This is a genomic window from Micromonospora sp. RB23 (assembly GCF_053585025.1).
In genome coordinates this window covers 6,112,224-6,126,432 of the sequence record NZ_CM132111.1, presented here as the reverse complement: position 1 = coordinate 6,126,432, position 14,209 = coordinate 6,112,224, and the positions used below count along the sequence as shown (strand labels likewise).

The 14,209-nt window shown below is 72.6% G+C and carries 10 protein-coding genes; 5 read left to right on the top strand and 5 right to left on the bottom strand.

Annotated features, from left to right (window positions below; all coding sequences use genetic code 11):
* Positions 1-28 precede the first annotated feature (28 nt).
* Positions 29-1,558 carry an adenylyl-sulfate kinase gene (gene cysC / locus ACTFTM_RS27895; protein WP_449563351.1) on the bottom strand — a complete coding sequence of 510 codons (1,530 nt, stop codon included), beginning with the start codon at positions 1,556-1,558 and terminating at the stop codon, positions 29-31.
* 75 nt (positions 1,559-1,633) lie between these two features.
* Positions 1,634-3,145: a glycosyltransferase family 2 protein gene (locus ACTFTM_RS27890; protein ID WP_449566753.1), complete on the bottom strand. Its 1,512-nt coding sequence runs from the start codon at positions 3,143-3,145 to the stop codon at positions 1,634-1,636.
* A 251-nt stretch (positions 3,146-3,396) separates the two neighbouring features.
* On the opposite strand from ACTFTM_RS27890, the gene ACTFTM_RS27885 reads away from it, so the two are divergent.
* The 5 genes from ACTFTM_RS27885 to ACTFTM_RS27865 all read left to right on the top strand — a co-directional run bounded on the left by ACTFTM_RS27885 (position 3,397) and on the right by ACTFTM_RS27865 (position 7,629).
* On the top strand, positions 3,397-4,311 hold the full coding sequence (locus tag ACTFTM_RS27885; protein WP_449563350.1) for an ABC transporter ATP-binding protein: 915 nt from the start codon (positions 3,397-3,399) through the stop codon (positions 4,309-4,311).
* A complete protein-coding gene (locus ACTFTM_RS27880; protein ID WP_449563349.1) occupies positions 4,304-5,209 on the top strand; it encodes an ABC transporter permease in 906 nt (301 codons plus the stop codon). The genes ACTFTM_RS27885 and ACTFTM_RS27880 overlap by 8 nt, the downstream gene beginning before the upstream one ends.
* On the top strand, positions 5,209-6,123 hold the full coding sequence (locus ACTFTM_RS27875; protein WP_449563348.1) for an ABC transporter ATP-binding protein: 915 nt from the start codon (positions 5,209-5,211) through the stop codon (positions 6,121-6,123). Before ACTFTM_RS27880 ends, ACTFTM_RS27875 begins: the two co-directional genes overlap by 1 nt.
* Positions 6,124-6,189: 66 nt before the next feature.
* Positions 6,190-6,900, top strand: coding sequence for an ABC transporter permease subunit (locus ACTFTM_RS27870; protein ID WP_449563347.1), 711 nt, complete (start codon positions 6,190-6,192; stop codon positions 6,898-6,900).
* A gap of 84 nt (positions 6,901-6,984) precedes the next feature.
* The gene (locus ACTFTM_RS27865) at positions 6,985-7,629 is read left to right on the top strand and encodes a hypothetical protein (protein WP_449563346.1); all 645 of its coding nucleotides are present in this window, start codon (positions 6,985-6,987) and stop codon (positions 7,627-7,629) included.
* A 47-nt stretch (positions 7,630-7,676) separates the two neighbouring features.
* On the opposite strand, the gene valS is transcribed toward ACTFTM_RS27865, so the two are convergent.
* From valS to ACTFTM_RS27850, 3 genes are all read right to left on the bottom strand, one after another.
* A complete protein-coding gene (valS, locus tag ACTFTM_RS27860; protein ID WP_449563345.1) occupies positions 7,677-10,241 on the bottom strand; it encodes a valine--tRNA ligase in 2,565 nt (854 codons plus the stop codon).
* A 77-nt stretch (positions 10,242-10,318) separates the two neighbouring features.
* Complete coding sequence (locus tag ACTFTM_RS27855) at positions 10,319-12,199, bottom strand: ABC transporter ATP-binding protein (protein WP_449563344.1); 1,881 nt, start codon at positions 12,197-12,199, stop codon at positions 10,319-10,321.
* Positions 12,196-14,178: an ABC transporter ATP-binding protein gene (locus tag ACTFTM_RS27850; RefSeq protein WP_449563343.1), complete on the bottom strand. Its 1,983-nt coding sequence runs from the start codon at positions 14,176-14,178 to the stop codon at positions 12,196-12,198. Before ACTFTM_RS27850 ends, ACTFTM_RS27855 begins: the two co-directional genes overlap by 4 nt.
* Between the last annotated feature and the right edge of the window lie 31 nt (positions 14,179-14,209).

Sequence of the window (14,209 nt, the reverse complement as noted above, 5' to 3'; positions counted from 1 at the left end):
GCGAAAGGAAAGGGGGTGGGGCGACGGCTCAGGCGGACTGGATCTTCAATTCCACCCAGCCGGTCTCGGTCAGATGATCGAGTACGGCCTGCACCGCCTCCGCGACGCTCACGTGGGAGGTGTCCAGCACCAGGTCCGCGTCCGTCGGCTCCTCGTACGGGTCGTCGATGCCGGTCATCCCGGTCAGCAGACCGGCGCGGGCCCGCGCGTACAGGCCCTTGCGGTCCCGCTGCTCGCACACCTCGAGCGGTGTCGCGACGTGCACCAGCACGAAGCCCGCCCCGGCGGCCAGGGCCATCTCCCGTGCCGTCGCACGGGCGGCGGCATACGGGGCGATCGGGCAACAGATGCCCATGCCGTGGTGCCGGGCGATCTCGGCCGCCACCCACCCGATCCGGCGGACGTTGAGATCCCGGTCGGTCTTGCTGAAGCCCAGCCCGGCGGAGAGCTCCCGTCGTACGACGTCGCCGTCGAGGAGGGTCACCGTCCGGTCGCCGTTCTCCCGCAACGCGTCGGCCAGACCCCGGGCGATGGTGGACTTGCCGGAGCCGGAGAGGCCGGTCAGGAACACCACGAGTCCGCGGTGCCGCCGCGGCGGGCGAGCCCGGGCCAGTTCCTTCGCCACCGCCGGAGGGGTGTGCCACTCGGGCAGGGGGAAGCCACGGTCGAGCAGGTCGTCGATCTCGTCCTGAGTGAGCGCGAGACGCCGGTTACGCGGCGGAATGTCCTCCCGCCAGCGCCACTGCCCGTCCCGGTTGTCGTACGCCAGCTCGCGGGGCACCAGCACCCGCAGGCCCGCCCCGGAGAGCATCTCACCGGTGGAGAGCAGATGGGTGACCCCGTACGCGGCGGAGACGCGGGCCCGTAGCAGCGCGTCGCTGATCTCGTCCCGCCGGTGCGACAGCGGTACGGCCACCAGGGTGGCCGGGGGCATCCGGTCCCGAGCGGCGAAGATCGCTCGCACCAGCGCCTCCGGTGCGAGCCCACCGACACCGCCCTCGCCGACCGGGATCATCACCAGCAGGTGGGCGGCCAGGGTGCGGGCGGCGTGGGCGATCTGGGCGAGCTGTGGCCGGTGCAGCGGACGGTCGGCGATGACCCCGAGGACGCGACCCGGAGGCAGCAGCGCCCGAACCTCCTCCGGGGTGCGCCGCAACCTCTGGAACGGGCCGTGGGCGCCGTCGCCGAGCCGCCGGAGCGGACCACCCAGGCCGGCGACGCCCTCGCGTACCGGCCAGACGTCCGCCACGTCGAGGGCGGCGGCCGGCGCGCCCTCGGCGTCGGTCAGCACCAGGGCCCGGCGGGCCTCGTCGCGCGGATCGAAACCCTGTGCCAGAGCGGCCGGGACCTGCAGGGTCACCGGCACCTGCCACGGCGTGCCGTCGGCCAGCCGGCCGCGCCGGCTCACCGACACCAGGTCGGCGCGGGTCATGAAGCCGGTCAGGGGGGCGTACGCGCCGGTCAGCAGCAGCTCCAGATCGGCGAGCTCACCGGGACGCGGCGTATACGCCGGCGCGTCCCGGAGCACCTCGTCGGGCAGCACCCAGCCGTTGCTCATCCACACCCCCCACTCGCTGACGGCACACAGTTTCGCAGCCGACCGCCGATCGGTCGAGGCCGCCACTCCACGACGTCAGCGGCGGACCCGGCGTCCCACCGCCGACCGCAGCCGGTTCCAGGCCTTCCGCTCGTCACGGATCCTCGGCTCCGCGCCGTCGGCCGGGCAGATGAAGAGCAGCGGCAGCCGCGCGTCCTCGGTCCATCCGGCGTTGGTGACCCGTGCCTTGAGAAACCAACTCCCCCGCGTACGACCGCCGTTGAGGGCCTGGAAGTCGATCTTCGTGGTGGCGCGGTGCACCAGGTGGACGGTGTTGTCGCCGGGCGCGGCGACCCGCTCGACCTGGAACGTCACCGGCAGGAAGATCTCGTCACCGGTCTCCCGGCGGCGGGCGACCACGTCCAAGCGGGCCTTGCGGACCTGCGCGGTGGAGTCGAGCACCTCGGGGGCGATGTCGTCGATCGGGAGCACCAGCACGTCGCGTTCGCCGTCGCTGCGGAAGCCGATCGGCTGGCCCGCGGAGCGCAGCTCGGCGGCGACGCGCACCGTGACGGTGTGCTCGTCCGGCTCGAGCGCGTCGATCCTGCCGTGCGCAGCGATGCCTGACTCCCAGCGGGCCAGCCGCCGCAGGTCCGCGACCCGTCCCCGCTCGGCCAGGTAGGCAATGGCCCGTTGCAGCGGCGGGAGGCCAGCCGCGACCCCGGGGGCGAACCGTTCCTGGATGATGTTCTGGACCTCGGCGGCGACCTGCTCCACCCAGTCCTCGGGAGCCTCCAGGAGTCGCTTGCCGCGCAGCCGGTTGATCATTTCGTTGCGCAGCCACCGCCGGTGCAGCCGGTCACGCAGCGGCCCCGGCTCGGTGTGGGCGTCGACGACGCCCAGCGCGTCGCGCACGCTCGCGAAGTAGCTGGACGGCTCCAGTCGGGCCGCGGTGACGTTCTTGGCATCGGGCCGCTGGGTGTGGTGGTAGCAGGTGTAGTCGGACAGCACGCAGGTACGGCGGGACGCGAAGTAGGCGCGGACCACGAGCGAATGATCCTCGAGTCGCCGCTTGCCGCCCTCCGGGAACCGGAGCTTGTGCTCGTTGAGGAAGGCCCGGCGGAACAGCTTGTGACAGGTCAGGCTGTCGATCAGCGGCGCGTTCTCCAGGGTGGCGTCGAAGCGGTTCTTGCGGAACAACTCCCGGGGCACACCGCGCCCGTGCCCGGCCATCTTCCCGATAACCAGGTCCGCGTCGTACTTCTTCGCGCAGTCGTAGAGCCGTTCCAGCGCCTGGTCGGCGAACCAGTCGTCGTCGTCGGCGAAGAACACGTACTCGCCCCGGGCCCGCTCGATGCCGATGTTGCGCGGGCGCGACGGCCAGCCGGAGTTCTCGATGTGCACCACCTGGAGGTGCGGGTGCTCGGCGGCCAACCGGTCCAGCCGCGCGCCCGTGTCGTCGGTGGACCCGTCGTCGACGAAGATCGCCTCGAACTCGTCGACCGGTAACGACTGGCGTAGCAGCGACGCCACCAGCTTCTCGATGTGCGAGCCGGTGTTGTACGCGGGCACCACGACACTCACCTTGGGGACGCCAACCTCGACCATCACGATCCTTCCCCGCGTCGGCGGTCGAATATCCCCCGGAACACTGCCCGGTGAACGGGAAGTGAATCGTGCCACCCCGCAGTGGACTTTCCGGAGGCGGGGTCTCACCGATCGCAGGACCGGCGCAAACGTCCACCCAACCTGCGACCGCCCTGTGAAGCAGACCCTAGGGGTCCGCCGCGGCGAGGATCAGGGGCGCGCCGGGGGCGCGCCGGTGTCGGTGGGAGGTATCGACTCCCTACGCTGGTCTGGTGACACTGATCGCGACCCAGTCGCTCACCAAGACGTACGGAGGTCGGGTCACCGCGCTCACCGACCTCACCGTCGCCGTCGAGCCCGGGATCATCGGCCTGGTGGGGGCGAACGGCGCCGGCAAATCCACCTTGATCAAGATTCTGCTCGGCCTGATCGCCCCGACCAGCGGTCAGGTCTCGGTGCTCGGCATCGACCCGACCGCCGAACCGGCGGCGGTCCGCGCCCGCGTCGGCTACATGCCCGAGCACGACTGCCTCCCACCCGACCTGTCCGCCGCCGAGTTGGTCACCCACCTCGGTCGGATCAGCGGCCTGCCGCGCACGGTGGCCCGTGAGCGCGCCTCCGAGGCGCTGCGTCACGTCGGGCTCTACGAGGAGCGGTACCGGCCGGTGGGCGGCTACTCCACCGGCATGAAGCAACGGGTCAAGCTGGCCCAGGCGCTGGTGCACGACCCCGACCTGCTGTTGCTGGACGAGCCGACCAACGGTCTGGACCCGGCCGGGCGGGACGCCATGCTGGCGCTGGTGCACCGGATCGGCACCGAGTTCGGCATCTCCGTGCTGGTGTGCTCGCACCTGCTGGGCGAGGTCGAGCGGATCTGCGACACGCTGGTCGCCATCGACGGTGGCCGGCTGCTGCGTGCCGACCACATCTCCGCGATGACGTCGGCCACCGACGTGCTGGCCGTCGAGGTCAGCGAGGGCACCGAGGAGTTGGCCGCCCGGCTCGCCGCGCTCGACCTGCCGGTGGCGCGGGACGGCCGGCTGCTGCTCGTACCGCTCGCCGACGACAGCACCTACGACCTGATCCTCGGCGCGGTCGCCGAGCTGGACCTGCCGCTGCACCGGCTGGACCAGCGCCGGCACCGGGTGGCCGAACTCTTCGCCACGAGGGAGCTCACCCATGCCTGAGCCGTCATCCGCCGTCCGGTCCGCGCCGGCCGGCGTCATCCACGACATCGGCTACCAGCGCTACGAGGGCCCCCGCCTGGGCCGCCGGCACGTCTTCGGCGCGCTCTACCTGCACGGGCTGCGCACCATCTTCGGGCTCGGACGCAGCGCCAAGGCCAAGATCTTCCCGTGGCTGGTGATCGGCATCGTCACCCTGGTCGCGGTGGCCCTGGCCGCCGTACGCAGCCAACTCGGTGAACCGGTCGCCACGTACGCCCAGTTCGCCGACGCGATGAGCTGGCTGGTGCTGTTCTTCGTCGCGGTGGCCGCGCCGGAGCTGGTCTCGCGCGACCTGCGCAGCGGTGTGCTGCCGCTGTACTTCTCCCGCCCGCTGCCCCGCGCCGACTACGCGATCGCCAAGCTGTTGGCGCTGGTCACCGGCCTCTGGCTGCTGCTCGGTGGGCCGCAACTGATCATGTTCCTGGGTGCCGCGTTCACCACCAAGGACGGGCTGAAGGGCGTCTGGAACGAGCTGCTCGACCTGCTCCCCGGTCTGCTCTACGCCGGGCTGTGGGCGGTCGTCTTCGCCTCGGTGGGTCTGCTCGTCGCGTCGCTGACCGGCAAGCGCGCGTTCGCCGCCGGTGGGGTGGTCGCCGTCTTCCTGATGACCACGCCGATCGTGGGCACGCTGAGCATCCTGCCGTCCCGTACGGCCAACGAACTGGCCGGGCTCGCCTCACCCACGACCCTGGTCCAGGGGGTGGGCGTCTGGTCGCTCGGTGACCTGCTGGTCCCCGACAACCAGGACGGCGGCCCGTCGATCGGTGGGTTCGGCCCGATCTACGCCCTGGTCGCGGTGCTGCTGGTCGCCGGGGCGACCACCCTCCTGCTGGCCCGTTACCGGAAGGTCGCCTCCTGATGAGCAGCACGCTGAGCCTGACCGGTGTGTCCCGGTGGTACGGCAACGTGGTGGCCGTCAACGACATCAGCATGACCCTCGGCCCCGGGGTGACCGGTCTGCTCGGCCCGAACGGCGCCGGCAAGACCACGCTGCTGCACATGATGGCCGGATTCCTCGCCCCGTCGCGCGGCACGGTCACCCTCGACGAGGAGCCGACCTGGCGTAACCCCGCCGTCTACCGCAGGCTGGGCCTGGTCAGCGAACGCGAGGCGGTGCAGAGCTTCCTCACCGCGTACGAGTTCGTGCTCGCCAGCGCCAAGCTGCACCGACTGGCCGACCCGGCGGCGGCGGCCCGACGCGCCATCGACCTGGTGGAGTTGGAGTCGGCGCAGGACCGCCGGATCGGCACGTACTCCAAGGGCATGCGGCAGCGCGCGCGGGTCGCGGCGGCGCTGGTCCACGACCCGCAGGTGCTGCTGCTCGACGAGCCGTTCAACGGGATGGACCCGCGCCAGCGGCTGCACATGATGGAGCTGCTGCACTCCCTCGGCGACTCCGGCCGGACGATCCTGTTCAGCTCGCACATCCTGGAGGAGGTCGAGCAGGTCTCCGGAACGGTGCAGGTGATGGTGGCGGGGCGGCTGGCCGCCTCCGGCGACTTCCGGACCATCCGCCGGCTCATGACGAACCGGCCGCACGTCTTCGCGGTGCGCTCCACCGACGACCGGGCGCTGGCCGTGGCCCTGATCGCGGAGCCGTCGGTGAGCGCCGTCGAGTTGGACCGTGCCGGCCTGACCGTGCGCGCCGGCGACTACGGCGCCTTCACCCGGGCGCTGCCCCGGATCGCCCTGCGCCAGGGCATCCGGGTGCGTCAGCTGGTGCCGTCCGACGAGTCCCTGGAGAGCGTCTTCTCCTACCTGGTGGAGGCCTGAGGTGAGTGCGAGGAGTGAACGAGCGCAGCGAGTGAGCCCCGCAGTCACGAACGAAAGAGGCTGAGAATGTCGACCATTACCTGGATCACCGCGCGCGGGCTGTTCGGCCGGCGGCGGTTCCTGCTGCTGCTCCCACTGCCGCTGGTGCTGCTCGGCCTGGCCGTCCTCTGCCGTTCGCTGGGGGTGGACCCGCGCCAGTGGGGCCCGCCGGTGCTGGTCGGCCTCGGCCTGGCGGTGGTGCTGCCGGTGGTGGCCCTGATCATCGGCACGGGTGTGCTGGGCGCGGAGATCGACGACGGCACGGTCGTGCACATCCTCACCAAGCCGCTGCCGCGCTGGCAGATCGTGCTGCCGAAGCTCGCGGTCGCCACCGGCGTCACCGCGGCCACCGTCGCGGTGCCGCTCTACGTCGCGGGCGTGCTTGCCGATTCGGTACGCCTCGGACTGGCGCTCGCCGCCGCGTCCGCGCTCGGCGCGCTGGCGTACTCGGCGCTGTTCCTCGCGCTCAGCCTCGTCACCCGGCGTCCGGTGCTGCTCGGGCTCGTCTACGTGCTGATCTGGGAGGGACTGCTCGGTAACTTCGTCAGCGGCACGAAGGTGCTCTCCATCCAGCAGTACGTGATCGCCCTCGCCGACCGGCTCGCCCCCAGCGGGCTGCTGGAGACCAGCGTGTCGGTGCCGGTCGCCGGCGTGATGACCGTGCTGGTGAGCGTCGGCTTCACCGTGCTCGCGATCGACCGCCTGCGCTCGTTCAGCGTGGCCGGCGAGACGAGCTGAGGCCGTACGGTCCGGCCAGCCCTCCGGCGACGGGTAGGGCTGGCCGGATGGACCGGGCGGGTCCCACGCACGAGGCTTGTGGACGTGACTGTCGAAGCGGAGCGCAGACCCTTGGCTGACCCGTACTCCCGCCGTAGCCGGGCGTGGCTGATCAGCCTCGCCGCTGCCGGCCTCGCGTCCGCGACGGTCGCGACGGCCGCCCAGGGCAGCGGCCGGTTCCACTGGTGGGCCGGCTTCATCCTCATCCCGGCCGCGCTGATCGCGGCCAGCGGCGGCCCACTGCTGGCCCGCGGCGGTGGTCGCGCCTTCGCCGGGTACGTCGTCGCCTGCGTCGGCGCGCTGGCGTTCGTGGTGGGCGCGCTGCTGATGTTCGGAGCGATGGGGAAGGGCTGGCCGCTGCTGGTGGTGCTGCCCTGTCTGGCGGTCGCGGGCACGTACGGCTGGCGGGCGGGCCACCCGCTGGCCCGGGGCCTGCACCGCGCGGTGGCGCTGCTCGCGCTGACCGGCGCGCTGCTCGGTGTGACCCTGCAACTGCTGCACGCCCGGGTGATCCACCTGGACACGGGCTGGTGGGGCGCGTTCATGATGCTCGCCGGGGTCATCGTGCTGGGCAACGCGGGGGAACTGGCCCGGCACCGGATGCCGTACCGCCTCCAGGCGATCACCCTGTTGGTCGGGCCATCCGTGGTGGCCTTCCTGCTCGGCCTGCGCTTCCTGCGCGGCTGGTGACGGCCGGTCCGCCGCCGCCCCAGGGGGGTGGGCGGCGGCGGACCCGGTCAGAAGGCGCAGGCGATCACGAGCTCCGGGGTGCGGTCGGGAAGCAGGTCGAGCTTGCCGATCCGGCCCGCCGCCCGCAGGTCGTCGGCGACCAGGGTGAGCTGCTCCAGCAGCGCCGCCGGGCCCAGCGCCTCGGCCAGCGGCACCTCCGCCTTCATCGAGAGCTTCCGCTCCGACTTGGCCCGCCGCACCTGGCCCAACGCGTCCCCGGCCAGCCGCAGCAGCGCGGGCTCGCCCGTTCCCTCGATCGCACGGGCCACCTCGTAGGTGGTGGGCCAGGGCGCGCGGTGCACCGACCCGTACCGCCACCACGACCAGATCTCCTCGGTGACGTACGGCAGCACGGGGGCGAACAGCCGCAACTGCACCGACAGCGCCGAGGCCAGCGCGGCCCGGGCCGAGTCGGCAGCCGCTCCGGTGCCGTACGCCCGTTCCTTGACCAACTCGATGTAGTCGTCGCAGAACCGCCAGAAGAACGCCTCGGTCACCTGGAGGGCGGCCGTGTGGTCGTACCCGTCGAAGGCCCTGCTCGCGGCGCTGACCACCGTGCCCAGTTCGGCGAGCATCGCCCGGTCCAGCGGGGCCGTCGTGGCGGCGCGCAGCGCGTCCGCGGCGCCCAGGCCGAGCGCGAACTTCGACGCGTTGAGCAGTTTGGTCGCCAGCCGGCGACCGACCTTGATCTGCGCCGGGTCGAAGGCGAGGTCCATGCCGGGCTTGCCGCTGGCCGCCCAGTAGCGCACCGCGTCCGAACCGTGCTGCTCGAGCAGCGCGAGCGGGGTGACCACGTTCCCCTTGGACTTGGCCATCTTCTTGTGGTCCGGGTCGAGGATCCAGCCCGACAGCACGGTGTCCCGCCAGGGCAGCACCCCGTGTTCGAAGTGCGAACGGATCACGGTGTCGAACAGCCAGGTCCGGATGATCTCCTGCCCCTGTGGGCGGAGGTCCATCGGGAAGACCTGCGCGAACAGTTCCGGATCGGTTTCCCAGCCACCGACGATCTGCGGCGTCAACGACGACGTCGCCCAGGTGTCCAGCACGTCCGGGTCACCGACGAAGCCGCCCGGCCGTCCGCGCTGCGACTCGTCGAAACCGGGCGCCGGGTCACTGGACGGGTCGACCGGCAGCGCCGACTCGTCCGGCGTGAGAGGGTGGGTCCAGTCCGGCTCGCCAGTGTCGTCGAGCCGGTACCACACCGGCACCGGCACCCCGAAGAAACGCTGCCGGCTGACCAGCCAGTCCCCGGTCAGGCCGCCCACCCAGTTGTCGTAGCGGTGCTTCATGTGCGCCGGCACCCAGTTCAGCTCCGCGCCCCGGGCCAGCAGCGTCGCCCGCAGGTCGGCGTCCCGTCCGCCGTTGCGCAGGTACCACTGGCGTGTGGAGACGATCTCCAGTGGCCGGTCACCACGTTCGTAGAACTTCACCGGGTGGGTCACCGGACGCGGCTCGCCGACCAGGTCACCCGCGTCGGCCAGCATCGCGACGATCTCCCGGCGCGCGCCGTTGACGGTCTGCCCGGCCAGCGCCGCGTACGGCCCCGCGGGCACCCCGGCCGGCGGCTCCGGCAACAGACGACCGTCCCGGCCGATCACCACCCGGGTGTCCAGCCGTAGCTCACGCCACCAGGTCACGTCGGCGAGGTCGCCGAACGTGCAGACCATCGCGATGCCGGTGCCCTTCGCGGGATCGGCGAGCGGGTGGGCGCGCACCGGCACCTCGACGTCGAACAGCGGGCTGCGCACGGTCGCGTCCACCAGGTCGGTGTACCGCTCGTCGTCGGGGTGGCAGACCAGCGCGACGCAGGCCGGCAGCAGCTCCGGTCGGGTGGTGTCGATGAGAATTTCGCGCCCGCCGGGCCCGGCGAACCGCAGCCGGTGGTACGCGCCGGGACGTTCCCGGTCCTCCAACTCCGCCTGGGCGACCGCGGTGGCGAAGCCGACATCCCACAGCGTCGGCGCCTCCGCCTGGTACGCCTCGCCCCGGCGCAGGTTCCGCACGAACGCCCGCTGGCTGGTGGCGCGGGCCACCCGGCCGATCGTCGTGTACGTCAGGGACCAGTCCACCGAGAGCCCGAGCCGCCGCCAGAGCGACTCGAAGACCTGCTCGTCGGCGACCGTCAGCCGCTCGCACAGCTCGATGAAGTTGCGCCGCGAGATCGGCGTCGGGTCACGGCGCGCGGCGTCGTCGACCGGGGTGGCCGGGGGCCGCCACACCGGGTCGTACGCCAACGCCGGGTCGCAGCGCACCCCGTACACGTTCTGCACGCGACGCTCAGTGGGCAGCCCGTTGTCGTCCCAGCCGATCGGGTAGAAGACCGCCTTGCCGCGCATCCGCTGGTAACGGGCGACGGTGTCGGTGTGCGTGTACGAGAAGACGTGCCCCATGTGCAGCTCGCCCGATACGGTGGGCGGCGGGGTGTCGATGGAGTACACGTCGGCCCGCTTTTTCGAGCGGTCGAACGCGTACGTGCCCTCCTCCTGCCAGCGCTGCGCCCAGCGCTCCTCGAGCCCGTCCAGACTGGGACGCTCGGGAACGCCGGCGCGGGCCGTCCTCGCCGTATCGGTCATCTGCCGATCGTAGGCATCAGCAGGGTGCCGAGCCACGCAGTTGCCGATCGCCGTCGCCCGTGGCCGGTGCGCGCGGCTCAGACGAGCGAGTCGCGCCACTGCCGGTGCAGGGCCGCGTACCGGCCGCCGGACGCGGCGAGCACGGCCGGCGGGCCGTCCTCGACGACCCGACCCCCGTCGACGACCAGCACCCGGTCGGCGGTCTCCACTGTGGAGAGGCGATGTGCGATCACCAGCGCCGTCCGGTCCCGCAGGATGGTGCCGAGCGCGCGCTGCACCAGCCGTTCCGTCGGCACGTCCAGCGACGACGTCGCCTCGTCGAGGATCAGCACGGTCGGGTCGGCGAGGAACGCCCGGGCGAACGCGACAAGTTGTCGCTGCCCGGCGGAGAGCCGGCCGCCGCGCCGGTGTACCTGCGTGGCGTACCCGTCGGGCAACGCGGCGATGAACTCGTGCGCGCCGATCGCCTGGGCGGCGGCCCGCACCTCGGCGTCGTCGGCGCCCGGTCGACCGAACCGGATGTTCTCCGCCACCGTGCCGCTGAACAGGTGGTTCTCCTGCGTCACGAGCACCACGGCGCGGCGCAGGTCGGCGTCGCACACCTCGCGCAGGTCGGTCCCGTCCAGCAGCACCGTGCCGGCGTCCGGGTCATGGAACCGGGCCACGAGCTTGGCGATCGTCGACTTGCCCGCGCCGGTCGGCCCGATCAGCGCGACCGTCTGCCCGGCCGGCACCCGCAGGTCCAGTCCGGCGAGGATCGGGGTGTTCGCGCGGTAGCCGAACGAGACGCCCCGGAAGGTCAGCTCCCCGTGGCCGGGACCGCGCGGCAGCGGCACCGGCCGGGCCGGCTCGGCGACGCCGGGCCGCTCGTCGAGCACCCCGGCCAGCTTCTCCAGCGCCGCCGTCGCCGACTGCAACGAGTTGTAGAACTGGCTCAGCTCCTGCATCGGCTCGAAGAAGCGTCGCAGGTACAGCAGGAACGCCGCGAGCACACCGATCTCGGTCCGCCCGCCGAGCACCCGCCACCCGCCGTAGCAGAGCACGACCGCGACCGTCAGGTTGCCGATCAACTTGATCGCCGGTGAGTACGTGGCGATCAGCCGGAACGCGTGCAGGCTCGCACGGCGGTAGTCGTCCCCGAGCGTCACGAAGATCCGCTGATTACGGGGTTCCCGGCGGAACGTCTGCACCGCCCGGATACCCCGCATGGACTCGACGAAGTGCACGATGACCAGCGCGACGGCCTCCCTCGTCCGCCGGTAGGCGGTGGCCGACGCCCGTGCGAACCAGCGGGAGAGCCAGAACAGGAACGGGAACGCGAGCAGCGTCACCGCGGCCAGTGGCAGGTCCAGCCAGAGCAGGATGGCGGCCACCGACAGGATCGACAGGGCGGCGAGCACCAGGCTGTCGATCCCCCCGTCGACCAACTCGGCGATGCTGTCCAGATCGCTGGTGAGGCGGGACACCATCCGGCCCGACGTGTACCGCTCGTGGAAGCCCACCGACAGGCGTAGGAAGTGCCCGAACACCCGTTGCCGCAGGTCCAGCAGGACGGCCTGGCCGATGCGGGCGGAGAGGGTGAGGAAGCCGCGGCGGGCGGCGTACTCCGTTCCGGCGGCGACGGCGAACGCCCCGGCCACGGCGACCAGCGGGGTGGCGTTCCCGGCGCGCAACGGGGCGATGGCGCGGTCGATGCCGACCATGACCAGGTACGGGCCGGCCATCGCGGCGGCGTTCTGCGCGAGCAGCAGCCCGACGGCGGCGGCGAGTCGCCCCCGGTGCGGGCGCAGCAGATCGGCCAGCAGGGCCCGGCTGTGCCGGCGCAGCCGGGCCACGGCCTCCGGGGTGTTCTCCTCGGCCCGGCTCCGGTCGGCCTCCGGGTCGGTGGCCGTCCCCCGCCAGCGGGCCAGCTCCGGCTCCCCATCGGGAGGCGGATCGGCCTGCTGCGGAGGCGTCACGAGCGCACCAGCCCCCAGCCGTCCGAGGTGGACGTGTCGGGCTCCGCCGGCCCGGCACACCCGGGCTCGGCCCCGGCGGCCCGTACGGGAGCCGGGTGCGCGCCGGCCGGCTGCACACCGGGTGGCTGGGCGGCTCCCGCGTGCGCCGCTCGCGCGGGTGGTGCCTCGGCGGCTCGCGCGTGCGCCGGTCGCGCGGGTGGTGGTGGCTCGGCGGCGAGCAACGCCCGGTAGGCGGGCACGGTGGCGAGCAGTTCCGAGTGCCGGCCGATCGCGGCGATCCGTCCCCCGTCGAGCAGGGCAACGCGGTCGGCCAGCGCGATCGTCGACGGCCGGTGCACCACGAGGAGGGCGGTGCTGGCCCGCAGCACCTGTCGTAGCGCCGCCTCCACCAGCGCCTCGGTGTGCACGTCGAGGGCGGACAGCGGATCGTCGAGCACCAGCAGCGCCGGACGGCCGAGCACCGCCCGCGCCAGTGCCAACCGCTGCCGCTGGCCCCCGGAGAGCGACAACCCCTGCTCACCCACCCGGGTGGCCAGGCCCCACGGCAGGTCGTACGCGAAATCGGCCTGTGCCAGCGCGAGAGCCGCGCGGACCTCGTCGTCGGCGGCGTCCGGGCGGCCCAGGGTGAGGTTCTCCCACACCGACATGGAGAAGAGGGTGGGCTCCTCGAACGCCACCCCGACCAGCCGGCGCAGTGAGGCCAGCCGCAGGTCCCGCAGGTCGTGCCCGTCGAGGGTGATCCGGCCGCCGGTCACGTCGTGCAGTCGGGGCACCAGGGAGAGCAGGGTGCTCTTGCCGCAGCCGGTGACGCCGACCAGGGCCAGCGTCTCGCCCGGCTCGATGGTCAGGTCGATCTCGTGCAGAACGCCGGTGGCCGCGCCGGGGTAGCGGAAGGCGACCCGCTCGAAGCGGAGCCGGCCCCGGACCGCGTCGCGGCTGAGCGTGAGCGCGTCGGGAGCGTCCACGATCTGCGGCGGAGTGTCCAGCACCTCCTGGACCCGGTCGGCGGCGGTGGCCGCCTCCTGACCGTTGGCGATGATCCAGCCCAGGGACTGCACCGGCCAGATGAGCATCAGTTGGAGGCTGGCGAACGCCACCAGCTCTCCGAGGGTGAGCGCGCCCCGCGCGGCGGCGGCCGCCCCGGCGACCAGCACCACCCCCAGCGTCAGGTTGGGCACCAGGTCGAGCAGCGCGGCTGTGTTCGCCAGCAGCCGGCCCTTGCCCACGCCGGTGTCGTGCAGCGTGCGGGCCCCCTCGGCGAAGCGGGCGGCCAACTCCGGCCCCCGCCCGTACGCCTTCATGGTGCGCAGGCCCTGCGCGGTCTCCTCGACAAGCGTCGCCACGTCGCCCTGCTGGTCCTGCATCCGGCGGGACGCGGTGTGGTAGTGCCGACCGAACCGACGCGTGATCAGCAGCAGTGGCACGGCGCTGGCCGCGACCAGCAGCCCGAGCGCCACGTGCAGGTGGATCAGCAGCAGCACCACCACCACGTAGGTGGTCAGGTTGAGGACCAGGAAGAAGACACCGAACGACAGGAACCTGCGGATCACCGACAGGTCGCTGGTGATCCGGGAGAGCAGTTGGCCCGACTGCCAACGGTCGTGGAAACTGGCCGGCAGCCGTTGCAGGTGCGCGTAGACGTCGGCGCGCAGCGCCGCCTCCATGCCCACCGCCGAGGACGACTGCACCCACCGGCGGATGAAGATGAGCACCGCCTCGACTACGCCGAGCAGCAGCGCCAGACCACCGAGCTGGAGCAGGCCCGCGGGCTCGTGGCGGGCCACCGGCCCGTCCACCACGCGCTGCACCACCAGGGGTACGGCGATCCCGGCGGCCGTGCCGGCGAGCCCGGCGACCAGCAGCCAGGCGAACTCGGCGGCGTACGGGCGCAGGTAGCGGCGCAGCCGCCAGAGGTTGTGCACGGGGTGGCGGCCCGCGGCGACCGGGGCGGCCCGGTCGCCGTCGCTCTCCACAGGCACTACCCGACGGTAGCGTCATTGGGTGCCCGTG

Coding starts and splice junctions, on each gene's coding strand:
- cysC (WP_449563351.1), bottom strand. CDS start 1,558: ATGAGCAACGGCTGGGTGCTGCCCGACGAGGTGCTCCGGGACGCGCCG.
- ACTFTM_RS27890 (WP_449566753.1), bottom strand. CDS start 3,145: ATGGTCGAGGTTGGCGTCCCCAAGGTGAGTGTCGTGGTGCCCGCGTAC.
- ACTFTM_RS27880 (WP_449563349.1), top strand. CDS start 4,304: ATGCCTGAGCCGTCATCCGCCGTCCGGTCCGCGCCGGCCGGCGTCATC.
- ACTFTM_RS27875 (WP_449563348.1), top strand. CDS start 5,209: ATGAGCAGCACGCTGAGCCTGACCGGTGTGTCCCGGTGGTACGGCAAC.
- ACTFTM_RS27870 (WP_449563347.1), top strand. CDS start 6,190: ATGTCGACCATTACCTGGATCACCGCGCGCGGGCTGTTCGGCCGGCGG.
- valS (WP_449563345.1), bottom strand. CDS start 10,241: ATGACCGATACGGCGAGGACGGCCCGCGCCGGCGTTCCCGAGCGTCCC.